General features: G+C 68.1%; 14 protein-coding genes. 6 read left to right on the plus strand and 8 right to left on the minus strand.

The window, feature by feature from the left end; all coding sequences use genetic code 11:
• Position 1 precedes the first annotated feature (1 nt).
• Positions 2-2,464 carry a DNA ligase D gene (ligD, locus tag C1927_RS00150; protein WP_108745598.1) on the plus strand — a complete coding sequence of 821 codons (2,463 nt, stop codon included), beginning with the start codon at positions 2-4 and terminating at the stop codon, positions 2,462-2,464.
• 202 nt (positions 2,465-2,666) lie between these two features.
• Here ligD and C1927_RS00155 read toward each other — a convergent pair whose 3' ends face one another.
• The 4 genes from C1927_RS00155 to C1927_RS00170 all read right to left on the minus strand — a co-directional run bounded on the left by C1927_RS00155 (position 2,667) and on the right by C1927_RS00170 (position 8,021).
• Positions 2,667-5,303: a TonB-dependent receptor gene (locus tag C1927_RS00155; protein ID WP_216821164.1), complete on the minus strand. Its 2,637-nt coding sequence runs from the start codon at positions 5,301-5,303 to the stop codon at positions 2,667-2,669.
• A gap of 169 nt (positions 5,304-5,472) precedes the next feature.
• Positions 5,473-5,868 (minus strand): hypothetical protein, encoded by a 396-nt coding sequence (locus tag C1927_RS00160; RefSeq protein ID WP_108747734.1) that lies wholly within the window; start codon positions 5,866-5,868, stop codon positions 5,473-5,475.
• 508 nt (positions 5,869-6,376) lie between these two features.
• Complete coding sequence (gene eda / locus C1927_RS00165; protein ID WP_079224507.1) at positions 6,377-7,015, minus strand: bifunctional 4-hydroxy-2-oxoglutarate aldolase/2-dehydro-3-deoxy-phosphogluconate aldolase; 639 nt, start codon at positions 7,013-7,015, stop codon at positions 6,377-6,379.
• Positions 7,002-8,021, minus strand: coding sequence for a sugar kinase (locus C1927_RS00170; protein ID WP_079224509.1), 1,020 nt, complete (start codon positions 8,019-8,021; stop codon positions 7,002-7,004). Before C1927_RS00170 ends, eda begins: the two co-directional genes overlap by 14 nt.
• A gap of 285 nt (positions 8,022-8,306) precedes the next feature.
• On the opposite strand from C1927_RS00170, the gene C1927_RS00175 reads away from it, so the two are divergent.
• The 3 genes from C1927_RS00175 to C1927_RS00185 all read left to right on the plus strand — a co-directional run bounded on the left by C1927_RS00175 (position 8,307) and on the right by C1927_RS00185 (position 18,392).
• Positions 8,307-11,087 carry a TonB-dependent receptor gene (locus tag C1927_RS00175; protein WP_079224511.1) on the plus strand — a complete coding sequence of 927 codons (2,781 nt, stop codon included), beginning with the start codon at positions 8,307-8,309 and terminating at the stop codon, positions 11,085-11,087.
• Between the two features lie 225 nt (positions 11,088-11,312).
• The gene (locus C1927_RS00180; protein ID WP_108745599.1) at positions 11,313-14,489 is read left to right on the plus strand and encodes a TonB-dependent receptor; all 3,177 of its coding nucleotides are present in this window, start codon (positions 11,313-11,315) and stop codon (positions 14,487-14,489) included.
• Positions 14,490-14,564: 75 nt separating this feature from the next.
• Positions 14,565-18,392, plus strand: coding sequence for a LamG-like jellyroll fold domain-containing protein (locus C1927_RS00185; RefSeq protein WP_108745600.1), 3,828 nt, complete (start codon positions 14,565-14,567; stop codon positions 18,390-18,392).
• A gap of 91 nt (positions 18,393-18,483) precedes the next feature.
• Here C1927_RS00185 and C1927_RS00190 read toward each other — a convergent pair whose 3' ends face one another.
• The 4 genes from C1927_RS00190 to C1927_RS00205 all read right to left on the minus strand — a co-directional run bounded on the left by C1927_RS00190 (position 18,484) and on the right by C1927_RS00205 (position 22,712).
• A complete protein-coding gene (locus C1927_RS00190; protein ID WP_108745601.1) occupies positions 18,484-19,071 on the minus strand; it encodes a cysteine dioxygenase family protein in 588 nt (195 codons plus the stop codon).
• 119 nt (positions 19,072-19,190) lie between these two features.
• Positions 19,191-20,048 carry a rhamnogalacturonan acetylesterase gene (locus tag C1927_RS00195; protein ID WP_108745602.1) on the minus strand — a complete coding sequence of 286 codons (858 nt, stop codon included), beginning with the start codon at positions 20,046-20,048 and terminating at the stop codon, positions 19,191-19,193.
• Between the two features lies 1 nt (position 20,049).
• The gene (locus C1927_RS00200) at positions 20,050-21,675 is read right to left on the minus strand and encodes a carboxylesterase family protein (protein ID WP_108745603.1); all 1,626 of its coding nucleotides are present in this window, start codon (positions 21,673-21,675) and stop codon (positions 20,050-20,052) included.
• Positions 21,672-22,712: an alpha/beta hydrolase gene (locus C1927_RS00205; protein ID WP_108745604.1), complete on the minus strand. Its 1,041-nt coding sequence runs from the start codon at positions 22,710-22,712 to the stop codon at positions 21,672-21,674. Before C1927_RS00205 ends, C1927_RS00200 begins: the two co-directional genes overlap by 4 nt.
• Positions 22,713-22,868: 156 nt before the next feature.
• Between C1927_RS00205 and C1927_RS00210 the strand changes: the two genes are divergently transcribed.
• Positions 22,869-23,696 carry a 2-keto-4-pentenoate hydratase gene (locus tag C1927_RS00210; RefSeq protein WP_079224522.1) on the plus strand — a complete coding sequence of 276 codons (828 nt, stop codon included), beginning with the start codon at positions 22,869-22,871 and terminating at the stop codon, positions 23,694-23,696.
• A gap of 40 nt (positions 23,697-23,736) precedes the next feature.
• The gene (locus C1927_RS00215; RefSeq protein WP_108745605.1) at positions 23,737-24,738 is read left to right on the plus strand and encodes a TRAP transporter substrate-binding protein; all 1,002 of its coding nucleotides are present in this window, start codon (positions 23,737-23,739) and stop codon (positions 24,736-24,738) included.
• The last annotated feature ends 6 nt before the right edge of the window (positions 24,739-24,744 follow it).

A 24,744-nucleotide genomic window follows, 5' to 3' on the forward strand; every position in this document is an offset into this window, starting at 1 on the left:
CATGTCGCTGCACCAGTACCGCCGCAAGCGCCGCCTGGGCGGTGGCAGCGGGCAGACGCCGGAGCCGGATGATGGCCCGGCTGCGGGCAATCCAAAGCGGCGGCCGCAGTTCGTCATCCAGCTGCACCACGCCAGCGCGCGGCACTACGATTTCCGCCTGGAAATGGACGGCGTGCTGAAGAGCTGGGCGGTGCCCAAGGGCCCATCGCTGCGGGTGGGCGAGAAGCGCCTGGCGGTGGAAGTCGAGGACCACCCGCTGTCCTACGCCGGCTTCGAAGGGGATATTCCCGAAGGCCACTATGGCGCCGGCCATGTGCAGGTATTCGACCACGGCAGCTGGGCCTGCGAAGGCGACCCGCTGCAGGCGCTGGCCGCCGGCAAGATCGACTTCGTGCTGCACGGGCAGCGCTTGGGTGGCGGTTGGAAGCTGGTGCGTACGGCCATGAAAGGGCGCCAGGTGCAGTGGCTGCTGATCAAGCGTGACGATGCCGACGCGCGTGATGCCGAGGCCGATGATCTTCTGGAGAACGCCATGGCTGCACCCCGGGCTGCAGCAAAGCGGGCGAAGAAGGCCGCGCGCGCGACTCCACGCAAGGCAGAGGCGCGCTGGCATGCACGCGCGCTGAAGCTGGCCGATGCACGCGACCATCCCTACCCGCGTGGCTTCAAGCCGCAGCTGACCGATCACCGCGACACCGCGCCGGACGGCGAACACTGGCTGCACGAGATCAAGTGGGATGGCTACCGCCTGCTGGCCGACCTGCACGACGGCGAGGTGAAGCTGCGCTCGCGCAATGGCCTGGACTGGACCGGTGATTTTCCCGAAGTCGCCCAGGCCGTGCGCGCGCTGCCCGTGCACGATGCACGGCTGGATGGCGAACTGGTGGTCCTCGACGCACAGGGACGCAGCGATTTCGCCGCCCTGCAGCGTGTCATCGATGGCAGCTCGAAACAGCCGCTGCGCTACATCGTGTTCGACCTGCCCGGTGTGGCCGGCGTGGACATCAGCCGCGCACCGCTGCGGGAACGCAAGGCGCTGCTGAAGGCCCTGATCGGCCCGGCGCCGGGCACGCTGGCCTTCAGCGACCATGTGGTCGACCACGGCCCGGCGGTGTTTGCCGCCAGTGGCGATGCCGGCTTCGAAGGCATCGTCAGCAAGCAGGTCGATGCGCCCTACGTGAACACCCGTGCGCGCAGCTGGGTGAAGGTGAAGCACGAGGACAGCGACGAGTTCATCATCATCGGCCACACGGCGCCCAAGGGCAGCCGGGTCGGCTTCGGTTCGCTGCTGCTGGCCACGCCCGATGCGGGTGGCCTGCGCTACGTCGGCCGGGTCGGCACCGGCTTCGACGATGCGGGGCTGAAAGCGCTGAGCAGCGTGCTGGCCCCCTTGGCGGTGAAGACGCCGGTACTGGAGCTGCCCGCGCATGTTCCCTTCCGCGCGGCCAGCGTGCGCTGGGTCAAGCCGGTGGTGGTGGCCGAAATCGCGTTCCGTGGCTGGGGCAAGGAAGGACTGCTGCGCCAGGCCAGCTTCAAGCGCCTGCGCAGCGACAAACGCAGGGAGGACCTGGACGTGGCACCCGCGGTGGAGCGCGATGATGCGGCGGTGGCCATCAGCCATCCCGAACGGGTGGTGTACCCGAAGCAGAAGCTCAGCAAGGGCGATGTGGCCGCCTACTACCAGCAGATGGCGCGCTGGATCCTGCCGGAGATCGCCGGCCGCCCGCTGTCGCTGCTGCGCTGTCCCGACGGCGTCGGCAAGGCCTGCTTCTTCCAGAAACACCATGGCCCCGGCCTGGGCGATGGCGTGCATGCGGTGCCGTTGCAGCAGAAGAGCGGTCGCGAGGATTACGTGTACATCGATGATGCGCGCGGGCTGCTGCAGCTGGTACAGATGAACACGCTGGAGCTGCACCCGTGGGGCGCGACGGTCGAGGATCCCGAGCATCCGGACCGGCTGGTGTTCGACCTCGATCCCGGTGACGGCGTGAGCTGGGCGCAGGTGAAAACGGGAGCGCGCGAGGTGCGCGACCGCTTGCTGCAGGCCGGCCTGCAGAGCTTCGTGCGGCTGTCCGGCGGCAAGGGCGTGCACGTGGTGGTGCCGCTGCAGCCGAAGGCCGGCTGGGAACAGGCCAAGGCCTTCTGCGAAGCATTTGCGCAGGCGATGGCGCTGGAGCAGCCCGATCGCTACGTGGCAACCATGAGCAAGGCCAAGCGCGAGGGCGTGATCTTCATCGACTGGCTGCGCAACACCCGCGGTGCCACCAGCGTGTGTTCGTGGTCGCTGCGCGCGCGTGAGGCGGCAGGCGTGGCGGTGCCGTTGCGCTGGGAGGAACTGGCAAAGGTGAGCGCCGCCGATGCGTTCCCGATGCAGAAGGCGCTGGCCCGCGCGAAGCGCCTGAAGGGGAATCCGTGGCAGGGCATCGAACGCGTGAAGCAGGTGTTGCCGACCGGTAATCGGTAGCGCCGGGCCACGCCCGGCGAGCGCGCAGCGCGGATACGTTGCGTGTCGCCGGGCACGGCCCGGCGCTACCAGATCAATGCTGCGTGGATCAGAAGTCCGCGCGGATGCCGAAGGTGACGCGGCGTCCGGAGAACTCGTACTGGGTCGGGAACGCCTTGTCGATCGTGTAACCGCTGGTCTTCTCGTCCAGCAGGTTGATCGCTTACAGGTTCAGCTTCCAGGTGTCATTGAGGCGGAAGCCGATCGAGGCATCCAGCTGGCCATAGGCATCGCGGTAGACCGGATACATGTTCAGGTGGATGTACTCGACGTACTTGTCCTTGTAGTTGTACGAGGCGCGCGCGCTGAAGCGGTCGTTCTCGTAGTAAAGGGTGAAGTTGTACGCCTTCTCGGCCAGGCCTTCCGGCGGCGTCGGAATATCGAGGTCCGAGGCACCGGTCAGCGAGTTGTCCAGCTGGGTGTAGTTGGCATTGATGCCCCAGCCTTCCAGTACCGGGTGCAGCATCGACAGCGGCAGCTGCGCGACCAGCTCGACGCCGGTCACCTTGTAGGAACCATCGGCGTTGACCGGCTGGTAGACCTCGAAGTCGTAGTAGCCGTCCAGCGAACCGTTGGCGTTGAGCTTCTCGACGTTCGGCACGATGCCGGTCAGCGACTGCCGCACCACGCCGTCGATCTTCTTGGAGAAGTACGACGCGGCCAGCAGGCCACCGTTCTGCAGGTACTTTTCCAGGCCCACTTCCCACTGCTTGGCGGTGGTCGGCTTCAGCGCCGGGTTGCCGTCCATGAAGCGGAAGCTGCTCCAGCTGACGGTGCGGCGGTAGGCGATGTCGGTCAGCGACGGACGCATCAGCGTTTCCGAGGCGGCACCGCGCAGCACCAGGCCGTCGGCGATCTCGGCGGTCATGTTGAAGCTGGGCAGGATCTTGCTGTAGTCGCCGCTGCTGGAAATCGGCGACGGCGTGTAGCCGTTGCTGCCGTCGGCGTTCTGCACCGGGTGGAAGCCGGCCGAATCGACGTCGGTGTCGATCGAGCGCACGCCCAGGTTGGCGTACACCGGCACGCTGCCGATATCGAAGTAGAAGTCGGCCATGGCATACAGCGCCAGGGTCTTTTCCTTCACTTCGTAGTACTGGCCCGGATCGATCGGGGTTTCATAGCCCGGGTAGCGGAACGTGGCACGCGCGTAGGCATTGGAGATCTGCTGCCAGTCCAGGTCGCTCGGGCGATAGGCGCCACCCGGGGCCAGCTGGCTGATCCACACCGGGTTGCTGTCGGCCAGCGTGCGGGTGTTCACCCACGCGGCGCTGCCGGCGGTCGGGCCCTGGATCTTGCCGCTGCCGAACTCGCGTTCCTTGGTCTTGTCGGTGTAGCGCGCACCGAACTGCACGCCGCTCAACGCCGGGAAGAAGGCCAGGTTCATCTGCCGGCGCAGGTCGAGCTGCGCGGCGTACTTGTCATCCTTCACCTTCTCCAGCTCGGTTTCGTACGCTTCGAACAGGTACTTGTCCGCAGCGTTGTACATGTCGAAACCACCGGTGGTGCTGGACACGGTCTCGCCGCCGTTGCTGGTCCATCGCGTGCGCGACGGTGCGTAGGCCACGTGCTTGAGGTTGGCGTAGTCCGAATCCTTGCGCGCACCGGAATAGCCGACCAGCGCATCGATGTCCCAGCCGCCGACCTTCCAGTCCAGCTTGCTGCTGAACTGGCGGTAGTCGGTGTTGGCGTTGCGTTCCTTGCTGAGGATCTCGTGCTGGGTGGCGGTGTAGGCCACGTCCTTCAGCACGGTGATGCCGTAGTCGCCCAGCGTGGTGTTGTCGTAGTCGTAGATGCGGTCCAGGGTGCTGCGGCTGGATGCCGAGTAGGCCGCGGCATCGTACTCGTCCTCGTGCGTGTCATAACCGCCGAACATCGCATCGAAGCTGAGCGAGAAGGTATCGCTGGGCTTGAACTGCAGCGAAGCGGTGGCGCCCCACTGGTCCTGCTCGTTGAGATAGACGCGGTCGCCGACCTTGTCCTGGAAGATGATGCGGCTGGTCTCGTCCTTGTCCATGCGGTCCTGTACGACGATGCCGGCATCACGTGCCAGCACGGCGGCGGCCTGCGAACCACGCGTGCCCGACGCTTCCAGGAAGCGGCCCATCGGGCGGAAGTTGATGCCCGAATTGGAATCGGTGCGGTTGGTGCGCTTGGCCTTGGAGAACGACACCAGGCCGCCCCAGTCGCCCCAGGTGTCGCTGGCGAGGAAGGAGATCTTCGGATCGATCTTGCCGTTGATCGAGTTGTGCGAGGCTTCGGCCGAGGCACTGAACTTGGGCTCGGGGAAGTCGAACGGCTTGGCCGTCTCGATGTAGACCGAACCGGCGATGCCACCTTCCTCGTCGGCTGCGGTCGGCGACTTCTGCACGGTCACGGTCTGCACGACGTCGGCGGCGAAGATGTCGAACTGCACGTCGCGCCCACCACTGCCCGAGGCGGTGGCGAGGTTGTTGATGGACACCAGGGTGAACTCGCTGGGCAGGCCGCGCACGCTGACCTTGCTGCCCAGGCCCTTGTTGCGCTCGATGGTCACGCCCGGCATGCGCTGCAGCGCTTCGGCCAGGTTCTGCTCGGGGAAGTCGGCCACGTCGGTGGCGACGATCGAATCGGAGAAGCCGATGTTGGCGCGCTTGAGGTCGACGGCGCGTTCCAGGCTTTTGGCATAGCTGCCAGAGACCGTGACGGTGTCCAGCTGCTGCAGCTGTTCGCGGGTATCGCCATCGGCGGCTTCTTCAGCCATTGCATCGATGGGCAGCACGGCGAGGCCGCCGATCAGCACCGCATGCACGGCGCGGGACAAAAGCTTCGCATGGGGGGCCGCAGCGGCGGCCTCCCGGTTCTGGTAACGCATCGGATGATTTCCCGGTTCCCTGTGGTGTCTTACGCCGCGCCTGCCCCTTTATCCGTGGGTGCAGGCCCCTGCGCCGCGTTGCCGACCTTCGGCGGGCACCGAGCCTAGGGGGGAATTGTTAAGCCTGTGTTGCGCTGCGGGACGGACGACGACCGAACCACCAGCCACCGAGCAGCTGCACCGGCAGCGACACCAGCAGGGAGATGGCGAACCAGCGCGGAAAGTCACCGCCCATCACCCACAACCCGTAGCCGCTGCCGACCACCAGCAGCGTCCAGATGGACGTGCCATGCGCACGCGGCCAGCACGGCGCGTAGTAGGTGGCGAAGGCGATGCCGGCGATGCCGCCGAGCACGGTGAAGGCCAGGTCCCAGCCCAGCTGCGCTTCGCTGCCGGGGTGCAGGCCGAACAATGACGGCAGCCAGCCGCCGGCACTGCTGACCAGGGCCAGCGCGAGCAGCGCGCCGATCAGGGCGACGACGGACAGGAAAACGGTCTTGAGCATCTCGGGCATGTGCGCATTGTACGGCGCAGCGTGCACAGGAGCGGCATGGCCGCCGCATCCGTGGGAGAGGGAAACGGAGCGGCGGCCACGCGCAGGCGGATTCGCAATGTTGGCGTGCCCGACCCGCCTCCCACGGCCACGAAGTGCCCCACGCCCGTCATGGCCGGGGAACTGCGGCGGGTCCGGTCCGCCAGCCATGCCGCATGGCAATGGCTGTGTGGCAGAGGCCTCGGGTATCGAAGATTCCAGCGCCATGCCCGCCCCCGGACATGGCACCGGGCGTCGATGCCCGCGGCGTGCCGAACTCGCGGAAGGCGATGCCCTCCGCTTGAGGGAGAGCATGCAGGGGCGGCGTTGGCGCTGCCTTGATCCTGATCAATGGATCGTGTGGTGCGTGCCGGGCGCTTCGCTGCTCGCCTCTGGTAGTGGTCGAGCTTGCTCGACCGTTCTTGATCTTCGCGAACAGCTGTCGAGCAAGCTCGACATCTACCAGAGCAGGGGCAACGGGAAGGGCCGGTCAGCCGGCCAGCACCGCTGCTTCGCGCGCCAGGCGCTCGATGCTGTCCCAATCGCGCGACTGCATCAGGGCCGCGGTGGTCAGCCACGAACCGCCCACGCACAGCACGTTGGGCAGGTGCAGGAACTGCGGCGCGGTCTGCGCGCTGATGCCACCGGTCGGGCAGAAGCGCACATCGGCGAACGGGCCGTGCCACGCCGACAGCAGCGGCGCACCGCCGGACTGCACCGCCGGGAAGAACTTGAACGTGTCCAGGCCGTGTTCCAGGCCGAGGATCAGTTCCGAACCGGTAGCCACGCCGGGCAGGTACGGCAGATCGGCGTCGCGCGCGGCGGCGTACAGCGTCGGCGTCGCACCGGGCGACACCGCGAAGCGCGCACCGGCTGCCTTGGCGGCCTCCATCTGCGCCGGCGTCAGCACCGTGCCTGCGCCCACCACGGCGTCGGGCACGGCCTCGACCATTGCCTTGATCGCGTCCAGCGCACGCGGCGTGCGCAGCGTCACCTCGATCACCGGCAGGCCGCCACGGAACAGCGCCTGGGCCACCTGCACCGCATCGTCGATGTCATCAGGGGTGAACACCGGGATCACCGGTGCAAGTTTCAGTACCGCACGTACGCGCGGATCAGCGCCGGACATCGAATCGCTCCTCGCCCACCAGGGCCAGTACGTCAGCTTCGCTGACGGGGTTGAAATCGCCGGGGATGGAGTGCTTCAGACCACCGGCGGCCAGGCCGAAACGCACGGTGGCGTCGGCATCGAAGCCGGACAGGATGCCATGCAGGATGCCTGCGGCGAATGCATCACCACCGCCGATGCGGTCGACGATGCCCTGCAGCTGGCGCACCGGTGCCTGCGCGCGGGTACCGTCGCGGCCCAGCAGCAGCGCGCCCAGGGCGTGGTGGTCCACGCTGAGGGCCTGGCGCTGGGTGCAGGCCATCCACTGCAGCTGCGGGAATGCCGCGAACGCGGCGGCGGCGGCGGCTTCGACCTTGGCCACCACATCGGCCTGCTCGAAGCGCTGGCCGAGGATCACTTCGATATCGCGGTAATCAGCGAAGACGATGTCGGCCTGGGCGAACAGCGCGTGCAGGATCGCCTGCGCATCGCCGCCCCAGCGCTGCCACAGCTTGGGCCGGAAGTTGCCATCGAAGGACACGCGCACGCCCAGCTCGCGCGCCGCACGCGCCGCCGCCAGGGTGGCCTGGGCCACGTCCGGGCCGAGCGCCGGGCTGACCCCGGACAGGTGCAGCCACTGCGCGCCCTGCAGCAGCACCGGCCAGTCGTAGTCGGCGGCGGTGCTGCGCGCGAAGGCCGAGTCGGCGCGGTCATAGACCACTTCGCTGGCACGCTGCACCGCGCCGGTGGTGAGGAAGTACAGGCCCATGCGCCCGTCCGGGTCCTGCCGCACGCTGCGCGTGTCGACCCCGTGCCGGCGCAGTTCACCCAGCACGTGGGCGCCCAGCGCGTTGCCGGCCACGGTGCTGACCATGGCCACCTCATGTCCAAAGCGGGACAGCGAGACACCCACGTTCGCTTCGGCGCCGCCCACGTGCACCTGCAGCTGCGGCGACTGCATCAGCAGTTCGTGACCGGGCGCCCCCAGGCGCAGCAGCAATTCCCCGAAACATACGACACGACCCATTTCCGCTCCCTTACGCTGGCCGCCAGCGGGTACTGCTGGGCGGCGTGGAATCGCGCCACGCAGCCGCGTGGCGGTTGACCATCGGTGTCATCGCGAAACCGACCGGCCGTGCACACAGCCTATCAAACTGTCGGAAGCATTGTCCCGCAAGCGTCTTGGAGACATTACAGGTCTGTTGCGGTGCAAGATGCCGCAGAGGGAACGTGCTGCTACCGTCGGCTCTGACCAGCGGTGTCATTCCGCTGAAACACTCGCGAGACCAGACCTTTGGGAGAGGGGAAAGGCATGCATTCTCGGAACCACGCAAAAAAGACACCGGTTACCTTGCTGGCCATGGCGGTCAGCCTGGCCCTTTCGGCGGGTGCCGCCGCCCAGCAGCAGAGCGAGGCGCCCAGCGCCACCAACCTGGATACGGTCAACGTCACCGGCTACCGCGCCAGCGTCGAGAAGGCGCTGGACATCAAGCGTGGCGAGGCCGGGGTGGTCGATGCCATCGTGGCCGAGGATGTCGGCAAGTTCCCGGACCTGAACCTGGCCGAGTCGCTGCAGCGCATCCCGGGCGTGGTCATCACCCGCGAGGCCGGTGAAGGCCGCAACATCTCGGTGCGCGGCCTGGGCCCGGATTTCACCCGCGTGCGCATCAACGGCATGGAAGCGCTGACCACCGTCGGCGCCGGCGACCAGAGCGGCGGCACCAACCGCGGCCGCGGCTTCGACTTCAACGTGTTCGCTTCGGACCTGTTCTCGCAGATGGTGGTGCGCAAGACCGCCTCGGCCGACGTCGAGGAAGGCTCGCTGGGCGCAACGGTCGACCTGCGTACCGCGCGCCCGTTCGACTACGACGGCTTCACCTTCGTGGCCAGTGGCCAGGCCAGCTACAACCAGATGGCCGAGAAGGCCGACCCGCGCCTGGCCGCGTTGATCTCCAACACCTTCGCCGATGGAACCTTCGGCGCGCTGCTGTCGGTGGCCTACTCCGAGCGCCAGGCGCTGGAGGAAGGTTCCAACACCGGCCGCTGGGCCAACGGCCCCAGCAACGGTGGCTTCAGCGCGGCCTCGCCCTTCACCGCCGCGCGCAGTGCCGATGTCTACCACCCGCGCTTCCCGCGCTACGTGCAGATGGAACACCAGCAGAAGCGCCTGGGCGTGACCGGCTCGCTGCAGTGGAAGCCCTCCGACCGCACCGAGATCTCGCTCGACACGCTGTACTCGAAGATCGACGCCACGCGCGACGAGCACTACATCGAAGCGATCTCCTTCAGCCGCAACCGCGACTCGGCCACCGGCGCCAACCGCCGCCCCGACCGCGACGGCAAGCCGGAAACCATCGTGCGCAACGGTGAGATCCGCAACAACGCGCTGCTGTACGGCGAGTTCGACAACGTCGACCTGCGCACCGAGAACCGCCACGACGAATGGAACACCGAGTTCAAGCAGGTCAGCCTGAACTTCGATCATCGCTTCACCGATGATTTCCAGATGACCGGCAAGGTCGGCATCTCGCGCTCGGCGCACGAGAACCCGGTGCAGACCACCATCATCATGGACAAGTACGACGTGGACGGCTACAGCTACGACTACCGTGGCAACAGCCGGGCGCCGATCATCAACTACGGCATCGACCCCACCAATCCCAATGGCTGGGAACTGGCCGAGATCCGCCTGCGCCCGCAGTATGTGGACAACGACTTCGACACCGCCGAAGTCAACTTCAACTGGAACCTCAGCCCCGGCTTCCGCCTGAAGGGCGGCGTGCTGGCCAAGGACTACACCTTCAGCACGCTGGAGCTGCGCCGCACCAGCGAAGGCGCAGTGCCGGTGATCGCCAACGGCAGCCGCATCGTGCCGGCCGACCTCACCAGCCAGGCTGGCCTGAAGGGCATCAACGGCTCGCCGTCGAACTGGGTGGTGCCCAACCTGGGTGCCATCGCCGACCTGCTGGACATCTACAGCAACAGCGGCACCTTCGCCGTCGCACCGCGCGCGAACAACAGCCGCAGCGTGGAAGAGAAGGACCGCGGCGTCTGGCTGATGGGCGAGTTCTCCACCGACCTCGGTGCCATCCCGCTGTCGGGCAACTTCGGTGTGCGCTACGTGCAGACCGAGCAGACCTCCAGCGGCGCGGCCACGGTCGGCGGCGTGCTGGTGGATGCCACCACCAACCGCAAGTACAACGACACCCTGCCCTCGTTCAACCTGGTGGCCGAGATCACGCCGGACTTCCTGATCCGCCTGGGTGCGGCCAAGGTGATGAGCCGCCCGGGCCTGGGCAACCTGACCCCGGGCGTGACCGTGGCCGTGGCCGGCGGCGCGCGCACCGTGGCCGGTGGCAACCCCAACCTCGATCCGTTCCGCGCCACCAACGTGGACATGAGCTTCGAGTGGTACTTCGCCGAAGGTGCGATGGCCGGCATCGGCCTGTTCTACAAGGACATCGACTCGTTCGTGCAGACCACCCGCGAAGTGCGCCCGTATTCCAGCAGCGGCCTGCCGGCCAGCCTGCTCGACGGCACCGGCGCTTCGGTCAACGATGACTTCACCTTCAGCATCCCGCTCAATACCCCCGGCGGCGAACTGTATGGCGTGGAAGCCAACTACACCCAGCCCTTCACCTTCCTGCCCGGCAAGTGGTCCAACCTGGGCGTGCAGCTGAACTACACCTGGGTCGACACCAGCATCCAGTACGTCAACGGTGCCGGCGCGGCGGTGATGAAGAACCAGCTGACCGGCACCTCGAAGAACGCGTGGAACGCGACGCTGTTCTACGAAGGCGATGCCTGGTCGGGCCGCGTTTCGGCCACCAACCGCAGCGACTACCTCACCCAGGCACCCGGCCAGGAAACCGGCTTCAACCTGGACGGTTACCACGGCATGACCGGCACCACCGTCCTCGATGCATCCATCCGCTACCGCATCAGCGACCAGCTGGAACTGAGCCTGGAAGGCATCAACCTGACCAACGAAGCCTCGGATGAGTGGGTGTACTCGCCCACCACCGGCCAGCTGCCGCTGCAGTACACCGAAACCGGCCGCCAGTTCCTGCTGGGCGTGCGCTACAAGTTCTGACCGCCGACGCGGCGGCGTGCCAGCACGCCGCCGCACTTCGAGTGCAACGAAGAAACGCCGCTGCAGCTGCTGCGGCGCAAGATGCCGCGCGCCATGCGCTTTGTTACGTTCACGCGTGACCCGCGGTGTCAGCAAGTCGTTGCACCTGCGTCGTACCGGAGGAGGCCGGTACGCACGCTAGAACGCCTTCGCAACGCTTGAGGACACCCTGGGAGGGGATTACAGATGGATTCGTCGCTCGCGCTTCACTGCGGCCGCGCGCCGCTCACCGTGCTTGCCCTGTCGATCGGACTGGCGCTGAGCCACGCCGCGCATGCACAACAGACGCCGGAAGCGGCCGCCGCCGATGCGGTCGACCTGGACAAGGTGGAGGTCAAGGCGACCTACCGCGAAAGCCTGCAGCAATCGCTGGACGAAAAGCGCTACAGCGTGGAGCAGGTCGATGCGATCTACGCCGAGGACATCGGCAAGTTTCCCGACCTGAACCTGGCCGAGTCGATGCAGCGCATCGCCGGTGTTTCCATCGACCGCGAAGGCGGCGAAGGCCAGCAGATTTCCGTGCGCGGCCTCGGTTCGGATTTCACCCGCGTGCGCATCAACGGCCTGGAAGCGCTGTCCACCGCCGGCAGCGGCAGCACTGGCGTCAACCGCAGCCGTGGCTTCGACTTCAACACCTTCGCCTCCGAACTGTTCAGCCGGGTCAAGGTCAACAAGACCCAGTCGGCGCAGATGGACGAAGGTTCGCTCGGCGCCACCGTCGACCTGCGCGCGTCGCGGCCGTTCGATTTCAATGGCTTCCAGGCCTCGCTCAATGGCCAGTACGGCTACAACGAACTGTCGCGCTCGAAGGACCCGCGCGTATCGGCGCTGCTGAGCAATACCTGGGCCGACGGCCGCTTCGGTGCGCTGGTGTCGGCGGCGTGGAGCAAGCGCACGATCTTCGAGGAAGGCTACAACCCGGTGCGCTGGGAGCACGGCAACTACCGCAACTCCAACCAGGCCACGGCCGCCAACAACGGCACCTACGGCTTCTGCAGCCCGGCCGGCTATGACCCGCAGACACCGCGCAATCCGGCCGCCAATGAAACCGCGCAGGGCGTCGGCAGCGCCGCCAACCAGGCGCGGAGCAACGGCTGGGGCAGCTACGGCATCGACGCCACCCACTGCGGCACCGGCATCGACCGCCCCGACGCAACGGCAGAGAACATCGCCGCCTACGAAACCGCCACCAATGCGTGGATCCCGCGCTACCCGCGCTACATCCGCACCGAGCATGAGATCGAACGGCTGGGCGTCACCGGCGCGCTTCAGTTCCGCTTCAGCCCCGACAGCCTGCTCAACCTCGACCTGATGTACTCGAAGTTGGACAAGGACCAGCGCGAGGACTCGATCGGTGCCAACCTGCATCGCACCGCGCAGTACGGCGGCAAGACCCAGATCGTGGTGCGCGAGGCGCAGGTGGATGCACAGAACCGCCTGGTCTACGGCGTGTTCGACAACGTCGACTTCCGCACCGAATCGACCGCCATCGAGGAAAGCACCGAGTTCAAGCAGGCCAGCCTGAACTTCGAGCACCGCTTCAACGATGCGGTGCGCCTGGACGCACTGGTCGGCCACTCCTCGTCCAGTTTCGAGCGGCCGGTGTTCTCCATGGTCAGCTTCGACAACAGCAACCTGGATGGCTTCGTGCTGGACATGCGCAACGGCGCCAGCATGCCTTCGATGACCTTCCCCTTCGCCCTGGGTGATGCGGCATCGTGGCAATGGCTGGGCTACGGCACCGCGCCGGTGAACGCCAACGGCACCGCGCGCGGCGGCAACATCAGCGAAGTGCGCCTGAACCCGCAGTACGTCGACAACAGCTTCGACACCGCCAAGGTCGACCTGACCTTCAACGTGTCGCCCACCTTCACCCTGCGCGGCGGCCTGGCCTACAAGGACTACGGCATGCGCACGCAGGAGTACCGCAACATCAGCTATGGCCGCATGTCCCAGGCGCTGCCCGATGGCATCGGCGTGGGCGACCTGTCCACCAGCCTCGATGGTTTCGGCAAGGGCCTGGATGGCAGCACGCCGGGCAGCTGGCTGATCCCCGACTTCAACCGCATCGCCGAGCTGCTGGACATCTACTGCAACTGCAACACCGGCACCCTCGGCGGCGACTACCGCCTGGCTGGCGTCGGCCACTTCGGTGCATCGAACAACAACTTCGACGTGACCGAGAAGAGCTACGCCAGCTACCTGCAGCTGGACTTCAACACCGAACTCTGGGACCGCCCGTTCCGCGGCAACCTCGGCCTGCGCTACGTGCGCACCGAGATCGATGCCAGCGGCTATGCACCGTGCCAGGCGGCAAGCAGCAGCGACCTGTCGGCGGCATGTGAACCGTTCCTGGGCGTGGCCAGCGCCACCGCCGATGCCGGCGAGCGCCTGCTGGTGGCCACCACCGTCGGCCACCGCTATGACGACTGGCTGCCCTCGCTGAACCTGGCCTGGGACCTGACCGACAGCGTGGTGCTGCGCCTCGGTGCGGCCAAGACCATGGCCCGGCCGACCCTGTCCAACCTGTCGCCCAGCGTCAGCGGCGGCCCGACCAGCTTCCTCGACGAGGACCGTTACTACTCGATCAACCTGGGCAACCCGAAGCTGGATCCGTTCCGCTCCACCAACTACGACCTGAGCGCGGAGTGGTACTTCCAGGAAGGCGCCCTGCTGTCGGCGGCGGTGTTCTACAAGGACATCGAAACCTACGTGCAGCGCACCCGACTGCTGACTACCTGGGGTGACATGGGTTACTCGCTGGACCTGCTGCCGGCCGGCTTCAGCCCGAACACGCTGTTCAACGTGCAGAGCTACTTCAACACTCCGGGCGGCCCGTTGAAGGGCTATGAGCTGACCTACCAGCAGCCCTTCAGCTTCCTGCCCGGCTTCTGGAAGAACTTCGGCGTGCAGCTGAACTACACCCACGTCGATTCGAAGATCAAATATCTCTTCAGCTCCGGCAGTGGCGACACCATCGTCACCACCTACACCGAGAACGACCTGCTGAACCTGTCGCCCAACTCGTACAACGCCACCGTGTACTACGACGACGGCCGCTTCAGCGCGCGCGTGTCCACCAGCTACCGCGATGCCTACATCAACCAGATCCTGACCCAGGAGAACGTCTGGGACCTGGACGGCAACCAGTACGCCACCGCCGATGTCACCGGAAAGTACAGCGTGGAAAACGTGGATTTCAACATGTCCTGGAAGTTCAACAAGCAGCTGACCGTCAGCTTCGAGGCGATCAACCTGCTGGACAGCGCCGACGAGCGCTTCGTCGATTCGGCCCTGTCACTGCCCGACCGCTACACCCACACCGGGCGCCAGTACTACCTGGGGCTGCGCTACAAGTTCTGAGCACGCCCCCTGTCCCGCCGTACCGCACCGCCGCCATGCCGCTGCACCGTCGAATGCTGCTGAAAGGAAGGTTCCATGCACCGTACCGCTTCTGCCCCCACCTTGCTGTGCCGCCCGCGCCGCCGCCTGCTGGTGGCCGCGCTGTCGCTGGCCACCGCGCTGCCCGCGCTGGCCGCACCGTCGCCGACGCTGCTGTTCCACGTCGACGCCAACCAGGGGCTGACCGCCGTGACGGCGCAGGGCGAAGCGGTGCCGAACTTCCGCGACAAGGCGGCGGTGGTCGATGACGGTGCACGCGGCAAGGCCATCCAGTGGGAAGACGATGGCGTGCTGGCGTGGGATGCGCCCGGCAACATCCAGGCCCAACGTGGCACCCTCGCCTTCGACTGGCGCCCGCGCTACGCGGTGGGCGAAGCACCGTTCGTGATCTTCCGCGTCGGCTATGCCGACCACAGCAGCTGGGACATGGCATGGCTGCGCATCGACTGGAACGGCCACGGCTTCGATGCATTCGTCACCGATGCCAATCTCGCGCGCAGCCGCGTGTCGTTCCGCATGGATACGCCGCCGCGGCCGGAGCAGTGGCTGCACCTGGCCTTTGCCTGGGACGAGGACCAGGGCGTGCGCCTGTTCGTCGATGGCCGCGAAGTAGCGCGTGCACAGGCCACCGGTGACTACGACGCGGCGCTGGACCAGCTCGGGCTGGCCGGGCGGGTGATGGCGCCCTACCAGGTGCAGAGCCGTTACAACTTCCTGCGCGGCAGCGATTTCCAGCACATCCGCGTCTACGACCGCATGCTCGATGGCCCTGCCGTGCAGGCGCTGGCGGGCGGCAAGGCGCCGGCCAGCGCGGTGGCAGCGGCCACCGACGAGCGTGCCTGGCGCCATCGCTTCGGCTGGGAAGGTGCGGCACCGCCGGCCCTGGCATCGGCCGGCACGCGCATCCGCAAGATCGAGTTTGCCGACACCCGTGACCTGAAGGCATGGATGTGGAAGGCCACCGATGGCATCGCCGAAACCACCTGGCCGGGCGTCTACAACCGCTCGCGCCTGCCCGGTCGCAACGACTATTTCCAGCTGCCGGACTGGAACACCTACGTGGAAAGCGGGCAGCACCTGGACCTGACCCTGCCGGCCGGCGAGACGGTGAACCGCATGGAGATCCGTGGTGCGGCCTTCGGCACCCTGGCCCACGGCCCCGACGCTGCCCATGCCACGCAGGTGCTGGCCACGCGCCCGCGCGGCGTGGTGCGCAGCGTGCAGGACATTCCCGCGCAGCAGGGCGGCGTGCTGCGTTTCAGCAACGTCGAACAGGAAACGCCGATCCAGGAAATCTGGGCCTACAACGTGAGCGAAGGCGCCGAACCGGAAGGCACGGTGAAGCAGGCCTACGTGATCGACAGCCAGGCGCTGCCCGACTACACCAACCTGGAGGCGCTGCGGCATTACATCGATGGCCGCTACCCGGTGGCCGAGCGCAGCACGGTGATGGCCCTGCCCAAGGGCGCCGGTTCGCGCCGCCGCAGCCCCGACACCCTGCCGGCGCAGCCGCGGCCGATCGTGCACGTGCTGATTCCCTCCGGCGTGGGCGATGCGCCAGCAAACCAGCCATTGATCCGCAGCTGGGCCTACAGCTGGGAAAACATGCATGACGGCCTGGATGGCGTGGCCATCGATATTCCCGCGCTGGACCTGCCCGCTACCCACGAAGGCCTGATCCCGCTGAACATCCGCATCAAGGACCCGATCTGGCCGGCGCGCGACATGATCGATGTCTCGGTGTCGGTGCAGCCGGGGCAGGCACGCACGCTGTGGCTGGACCTGCGTGACCGCATTCTCACCCCGGACAGCCTGTGGCTGAGCATCGCCTCGGCGGCGCCGGGCTTCGATGCCGCTGCGCTGGATGGTGCGCAGATCCGCCTGGTGTTCAAGCCGCGCGCGGACGCGCTGAAGGAGCACGTCGCCGACCGCTTCAACCAGGTGCGCGACAACTGGGGCTTCCTGGTGGAGGAGCACACCACATCCAAGCGCCAGCGCCTGTATGCACGCGTCTACGCGGACCTGAGCGACCTGCTGCGGGTGGACCCGGACCACGAACTCGGCCGCCTGTACTGGAACTACATCAGCTACAACAGCCAGGGCCGCCCGCCCTACACCGCACCGGCCGTGCCCAAGGGCGTACCGGCGTGGGCGTTCAACCAGGTGCAGGACCTGGCCCAGGTGCGGCAGTTCGTCGACTGGTGGATCGACCAGCGCCAGGTGGCCTATGGCGATTTCGGCGGCGGCATTTCCGATGATTCCGACCTGACCCAGCAGTGGCCGGGGCTGGCCCTGATGGGCGTGCAGCCGGACCGGCTGAATGCCTCGCTGACCGCGCTGTCCGATGCGGTGTACCGCAATGGCATGTTCAGCAACGGCCTGAGCACGATCGAGACCGACGAGCTGCATTCCTACGAGGAAGGCATCAACACCAACAGCGCCATGCTCTACCTCAACTGGGGCGACCCGTTGACGCTGGAGCGCCTGATGGAAACGGTGAAAGCGTTCGACGAGCGCATCATCCTGCGCAACCCGCAGGGCAACCTGCTGTTCTCCAGCAACTGGTTTGGTGGCAACAAGGTCTACCGCGAACCGAACTGGCAGTGGCAGAAGCCCTATTCGTTCCCGGTGCTGCACCCGGCGTTCCTGCTGGGCCAGTACAACGCCGATGCGACCGGCCGCAAGCTGGTGATCGGCCTGGCCGATGGCTACCTGGCTCACGCGGGCACTGACGGGAAGGGGCGCTTCACCCTGCCCAACGAGATCAACTGGGCCACCGGTGCCACCCGTGGCGGCGAGCTGAACAACGGCTCCGGCGGCGGCGACACGATGCACACCTTCTGGGCGGCGTGGCGCTGGACCGGCGATGCGAAGTACCTGCAGGCGCTGGACTACCGCGTGGCGCGTGGCGGGCCGGGCGCGCTGGCCAACCTGGGCGAGAACTACGTGGACGTGCTGGGCAGGCAGCAGGACTGGTACCCGACGCTGACCGCCGAGGCCGATGCTGGAAAGACCGGTTTCGCCAGCCTGATGGCCTGGCAGGCCAGCGGTGATACGAAGTACATCGACGCGCTGCACGCCGACGGCCTGCAGGCCAAGGTGCAGCGCGCCTACATGAACACCGAGGGCCACTGGTGGTCCGACCGGGTGGAAGCGCCCAGCGAGTTCCTGCAGCGCGCGCGCCTGGGTGGCATCGCGCTGAAGCGCAACCAGAGCTGGCCCGGCCACACGGTCAGCTGGCGCTTCGACCGCGACGGCGCCGCCGAACAGGTGGCCCTGCTGGTGCACGCGCCGTCACGCGAACGCTTCACCGTGACCAGCCACAACCTGGGCACGCGCACCATCGCCGCCGACATGACCGGCTGGAACGTGGCCAGCGGCACCTGGCGCGTGCGCAGCGGCGTGGACGCCGATGGCGATGGGCGCATCGACGGCACCGCCACCGAACGCAGCGTGCAGCTGGAGACCAGTGTCTCGGTGCCGATGCAGTTCCGCCCCGGTCGCACCGAGGTGTTCGAGTTCGAGCGGATCACCGCCGGTACGCCGGTGGAAATGCGCGCGGACCTGGGCATCGGTCGCGGCGATGTGCGCGTGGACGGGCGCCAGGTACACGTGACCGTGCACAGCCTGGGCCATGCCGGCAGCGGCGTGGGCGTGGCCGTGCTGGAGGACGCACGTGGCCGCGAGATCGCGCGCACCGAGGTGCCGGCGATGGCCGCACCGGCCGACCTGCAGCCGAAGACGGTGGTGGTGTCGCTGCCGTTGCCCGCCGGTGACCGCAGCGGCCTGCGCGTGCGCGTGGCGCTGGCCGATGGCGGCGAGGAAGTGACCCGGTTGAACAACGTGGCCGACGTGCCGCGTTGATGGGAGTCGGAGCCGCCGGGCATGGCCCGGCGCTACCGTGATTGAGGGCGATGGAGGTCGGTGGCGCCGGGCCATGCCCGGCGGTACGCGGTCAGGCCGCGTCGGTCTCCATCATCTTCACCCGGCGCTGGTACCAGCCATCGTCGAGCGGGTCGAACACCGCGCTGCGTTCCATCACGCCCTGGTACACATGCACCGACACCGCCACGTCGGTATCGCTGGCGTTGCGCAGCGTGTGGTACTCGTGCGGCGGAATCAGGCTGCCGGCGCTGCCGCGGTAGCCGTACAGCGCCTCCTGCGCGGCGAAGCGGTGGCGATCGCCCTGCCGTTCCAGCAGCGCATGAGGGGTGACGATCAGTTCGCCCTGCCAGACGCCTTCCACGCACCACATCGCATCGTGGTCGTGCAGCGGCGTGCCCTGCCCCGGCCCCCAGCACATGGCGATGACGCTGTAGCCCAACGTCGGGCTGCGGTGCAGTTCGCGGCGCGCGTAATGGCCGTCCACCGGGCGGCGTACGCAGGCGGGCAGTTCGATGAGCGGATCGATGATGGCCTCGCGCAGCACCTTCTGCAGCGCGTGGGTGATCAACGGTGGGTCGGCCAGGCAGACCGCGCCGTCGATGGCCGCCAGCAGGCGATCCCGGCCCGTGAACGGCAATGGTGTGAATGCTGCTCCCATGCCAGCCAGTCTAGGCGAGCCGGGTTAACAGAATGTTTTCAGCCGTGCGGCCGGCGGCCGGATGGCCAATTACGACAGCATTAGACGTAATTGGCCGACGTATCCCGACGTTGGCTGCATCAAGGCAACAGCAGTGCGCGCAACTCCGGCACCTCGCGGGCCAGTTCCGTTGCCACCAGGGTGGCGAACACCTGCGCGCCCTCGTCGCCCAGATGGGTGTAATCGAAGGCCTGCTTGGCCTGTCCCATCGGCTCCAGTGCCGCGTTCTGCACCGCCGCCGGCGCGCCGGCCAGGCCGGGGCTGGCGCCCACCGTGGTGCCGCCCAGTGCGCTGGCCACCTGTGCCTGGCTCGCCGGTGCCTGCGCAAGCCGCATCGCCGGCACCGGCCCGAGTGCCTGCACCAGGGCGCGGCTGCGCGCATGCAGATCCACCAACGGCACCTGCAGTTCGCGCGCCACCGCACGCACGCTGTCGGCCCAGGGCGCCAGATCGTCCACCAGCACGCCATCGACGAACTGGCGGCGCGTCAGCGGGGTCAGCAGCACCGGTGTCGCGCCGGCCGCGCGGACCTGCTGCACGTAGCGGCGCAGGTTGTCGGGGAACTCCTGCTGCAGGTCGGTCGAGCGCCCCGGCTTGCCCGGCTGGTCGTTATGGCCGAACTGGATCAGCACCCAGGTGGCGGCGTAGCCCGGCGTCCGCATCTCCGCCTCGACCAGGGCCCAGGAGCCCTCGGCGCGGTAGTTGTACGTGCTGCGGCCACCGCGTGCCAGGTTCAGGCAGGCGGCAAACGAGGTCACGTGGTCGGCGCAGAAGCGCGGGCCCCAGCCGCCCTGCACGGCGGTGGTGGAATCGCCCACCAGCACGATCTTGCTGGCGCGGATCGGCGTGGGCGTCGGGCGGTCGCTGATCGACGGGTCGGCGGCGGCGTGCGCCGCGCCGGCCACGGCCAGGGCCAGCAGAACAGGCAGCAGGCGCATCTCAGGCGGTTCCTCGTTGCAGGAAGGGGACGCGCTGGTAGAGCTCGCGCTCGCCACCGCGCGGGTCATCGGCGCCGCGGCTGCGCACGTCGAACAGCATCGTGCGCCGCTGCGGCAGGGTGTACGGCGCCCAGTCCGCCAGCCCGGCGTGGTTGGGATTGCCGTGGCGGGCGAAGGCGACCAGTGCATCGCTCATGGTCGCGGCCAGCGCACGTGCATCCGCGCCGCCGCCGGTGCGCGCCGTGGGCAGGCCGGCGTTGTCGAACACCAGCGGAATGTCGAGGGTGTGGAAGGCACGCAGGCGCCCTTCCTGCACCGGCGAGGGCCAGTCGAGCTGGTAGGCCCAGGTGGGCGCCGCCGTGGCCGGCTGGCGGGCACGCGCTTCCAGTTCCTCCACTGCGCCACGCCAGGAGCGCCCGGCGGTGGTGGCCGCGAAGAACACCTCCGACGCCGTGTAGTGCGGGTACAGGCGGCGGTAGTGCTCGATCACCACCGACGGCAGCAGATCGACGAACTGCTGCTTCTCCAGCTGCGCCGGCAGTGTGGTCCAGTCCAGCGCGAAGTTGCCCGGGTCGTTGCCGAGGAAGGCACGGGTTTCATCGCGGGTGTTGCCGATCACCATCGGGATGGCCGCCGACTGCGCCGGTGCCTGCGGCCAGAACGGATGCACCGGCAGCACCACCTCATCCAGCACCGGCCCGAAGTACAGGGCGCTGTCCTCCACCCGCGAGGGATCACGGGCACGCGTCGCGGCCAGCAGATCGGCCGCGGGCAGGCGCAGCAGCGCGGCCAGATCCGGCGCGCGTACTGCGTCCATCGCCACCGCCGCACGCTGTGCGGCTGCGCGCGGGCCAGCGGCGGTGACCTGCTGCCCGCTCATCGTCCACGCCCGCTGGAACAGGCCGCGCGCGGCCGGCATCGCCATCAGCGTGGCGATCTTGGCGCCGCCGCCGGACTGGCCGAACACGGTGATGTTGCCCGGGTCGCCACCGAACGCCGCAGCGTGCTCGCGCACCCACTGCAGCGCCTGCACCAGATCCAGCTGGCCGACATTGCCGGATGCCGCGTAGCGCGGGTCGCCCAGCGCGCCCAGGTACAGGTAGCCGAAGGTATTGAGGCGGTGGTTGAGGGTGACCACCACCACGTCGCCACGGCGGCACAGCGCGCTGCCGTCGTACAGCGGATCGCTGCCGGAGCCGTTGTTGAAGCCGCCGCCGTGGATGTAGACCAGCACCGGCCGCCGCGCGCTCGCATCCAGCGTCGGTGTCCACACGTTGAGGAACAGGCAGTCCTCGCTGCCGGGGCCTTCACTGCCGCCCTGCGGTGCCGCAGCGCCGAATTCCAGCGCGTCGGCGATGCCGCGCCAGGCGGCCTCGCGGCGCGGCGGCTGGAAGCGGTAGGCGGCCGTGTCCGCGCCGTAGCGCAGGCCGCGGAACACCAGCACGCCCTGTTCGCGCTGGCCGCGCACGCGCCCGCCGCGCACCCGCGCCAGCACCTGGGTGTCGTCGCGCGGGCCGGGTGCTGCCAGCGCCGCCGGCAGTGCCGCCACGGTGGCCGTGGCCAAGGCCCAGCGCGCGCTGTCGCGCAGGAAACGGCGGCGCTGCAGATCGTTCGGCGCGGTGTTCATCGGCTCCCCCGGGGTCGGATCCCCTCGCCACCGGAGAGGGGCTCTGACCCCCCATCCGACCCCATGCCCGCAGCCGCCAACCACGCTTCCGCCAGCATCGGCCACGCCGCCAGGGTGGAGCCCGGCGGCACGCGCATGCCGAATCCATGCCCGCCGTGGGCGAACAGGTGCAGTTCGTGTTCAACGCCGGCGTCGGCCAGTGCCGCGGCCATCAGCACGCTGTTGCGCACGCTCACCACGCGATCGTCGTTGGCATGCACCAGCAGGGTCGGCGGCATGTCTGCACGCACCTGCTGCTGCATCGAGTACTGCGCCGCCAGCGCCGCATCCGGGTGTTCGCCCAGCAGCCGCCCGCGCGAGCCACTGTGCGCATGCGCGCCCATGTCGATGACCGGATAGACCAGCACCGCCCGCGCCGGCCGTGCGCTCAACCGATCGATCGCATCGCGCGCCGGGTAGACCGGGGCATCGAAGGCGGTGGCCAGCCGCGCGGCGACGTGGCCGCCGGCGGAAAAACCCATCACCGACACGCTGCCGGCATCCAGCCCACGCTGTGCGGCCTGCCCGCGCACCACGCGCAGCGCGCGCTGCGCATCGGCCAGCGCGGCCTGGCGGTCACGGCCGGCCTGCGGCAGGCGGTAGCGCAGCACGAACAGGGTGTAGCCGGCGCGGTCCACCCACTCCGGCACCAGGGCGCTGTCTTCCTTGTCGATCACCACGCGCTGGTAACCGCCGCCGGGAATGACCAGCAGTGCGCGCCCGTTCGGCCGCGCCGGCGCATGCACCAGCAGGTAGGGCGCATCGATCTGGTCGACATAGCGGTCCGGCTGCGCCGGATCACGGCTGCGCTCGACCACCCGTGCCGGCCGCGCCGGTCCCTGCTCACCCGGCACCTGCCCGGCGGGCCACAGCGCGATCCGTTCGCCGGCCAGCTCCTGGCCGGGGCGTTCGTTGTCGCGCGGCGGCGCGGCGGAGGTGGTCAGCGGCAGGGCCAGCAACAGCCCGCAGAACAACAGCACGACAGGACGCAGACGCATGGCAGGCAACGGCTCCGGCAGGACAGGGACAGGGTGCCTGGTGCATCCGGTGGCAGCACGTGATGCGCTGCGGCTTGCACGATGACACCGGTTTACCATATACACCTCCTGCAGACGCTGTCGATGGGCAGTGCAACAAACACAGGGAGACCGTTCTTGAGCAACGAACACGGCACACATGGGCAGACGCCGCCGCCGGACGATGCGGCCGCGATCGCCCAGGCCTTCACCACCGCCCGCCGCGCCGGGCAGTCGCTGGCCGCATTCCCGGGCACCATCCCGGACACCCTGGTAGGTGCCTACCAGGTGCAGGACCTGGCCATCGCCGCCTGGGATGACCGCGTGGTCGGCTGGAAGGTGGGTTACATCGCCGCCGAGCGCCGCGACGTGTCCGCGGATGACCGCCTGCTGGGCCCCATTTTTTCCCGTCAGCTGAAAAATGCTACCGGTGGAACAACGGACATCACGGTGTTCGTCGGCGGCTTTGCCGCGGTCGAAGCGGAGTACGTGCTGGAACTGTTGGAGGACGCTCCGGCCGGACAACTGCACTGGTCGCCCGAACAGGCCGAGGCCCTGCCCGCACGCCTGTACATCGGCGTGGAAGTGGCCAGCAGCCCGCTGGCCACCATCAACGAACTCGGCCCGCGCGTGGTGGTGTCCGACTTCGGCAACAACAACGGCCTGGTGCTGGGGCCGGAGATCGCCGACTGGACCGCACGCGATGAAACCTCGCTGCGCGCCGAGACGCTGATCGAAGGCGAAGTGGTCGGCACCGGCGGCGCCACGCGCCTGCCCGGTGGCCTGCGTGCTGCGTACGCCTTCGCGCTGTCCCGCTCGGCCCTGCGTGGCCGGCCGCTGCGCAAGGGCGACCTGATCGCCACCGGCAACGCGACCGGCATCCATGACATCACCGCCGGGCAGACCGCGCTGGTGCGTTTCGCCGGCTTCGGCGACATTGCCTGCCGGGCCGTGCCAGCGGGATAACCGCTGGCCTGCTCTGGTGAACACGCGCGGGAGGGCGCAGATGATCACACGACGTAACTTCCTGGCCGGTGGCGCTGCTGCCCTGGCCACGCCGATGCTCGCAGCCTGTGGCCGCGGGCCGGGCGCCAGCGTGGACGGCGGCACCCTGCTGACCGCCACCGATGTGCACGTGGCCGACTACCCCACCGTCACTGCGGTGAAGTGGATCGGCGAAACGCTGGAACGCGAAACCCAGGGCCGGCTGCGCCTGCGGCAGTACCACTCGGGCCAGCTGGGCCGCGAGTCGGAAGCGATCGACATGGCCCGTTTCGGTGCCATCGACATCACCCGCGTCTACGCCGGTGCGCTGAACAACGCCTTCCCGCTGACCCAGGCGCTGTGCCTGCCCTACGTGTTCAAGTCGGTCGCGCACCAGCGTGCGGCACTGGACGACGGCGTGGCCGAGGCCGTGCTGCGCGGCTTCGAGAGCCGCGACCTGGTGGGCCTGGCGATCTACGATTCCGGCGCGCGCTGCTTCTACAACACCAAGCATCCGATCGTTTCGCCGAAGGACCTGCATGGCCTGAAGCTGCGCGTGGCCTCCTCGGACATCTTCATCCAGCTGATGCGCCTGCTCGGTGCCAACCCCACGCCGATGTCGCTGGGCGATACGTTCTCGGGCATGGAAACGCACATGATCGACGGTGCCGAGAACAACATGCGCAGCTTCCACTCGAGCCGTCATTTCGAGGCCGCGCATTACTGGTCGCAGAGCGATCACTCCTACGCGCCGGACGTGCTGCTGATGTCGCGCGCCAGCTTCGAACGCCTCTCGCCGGATGACCGCCAGCTGCTGCTGCATACCGCGCGTGCTTCGGTGGGCGTGATGCGCGAGCAGTGGGATGCATCGGAAAGCATTGCGCGCCGCGCGGTGCTCGACTTCGGGGTGAAAGCCAACGAAGTGGACATGCCCGCCTTCCGCGCCGCCGCCCAGCCGCTGCTGCAGCAGTACCTGCAGCAGCCGGACATCGCCGCGCTGGTCGACCGCATCCGCGCTGCCTGAGGACCC

Origin of the sequence: Stenotrophomonas sp. ZAC14D1_NAIMI4_1 (assembly GCF_003086775.1) — a bacterium.
GTDB lineage: Bacteria > Pseudomonadota > Gammaproteobacteria > Xanthomonadales > Xanthomonadaceae > Stenotrophomonas.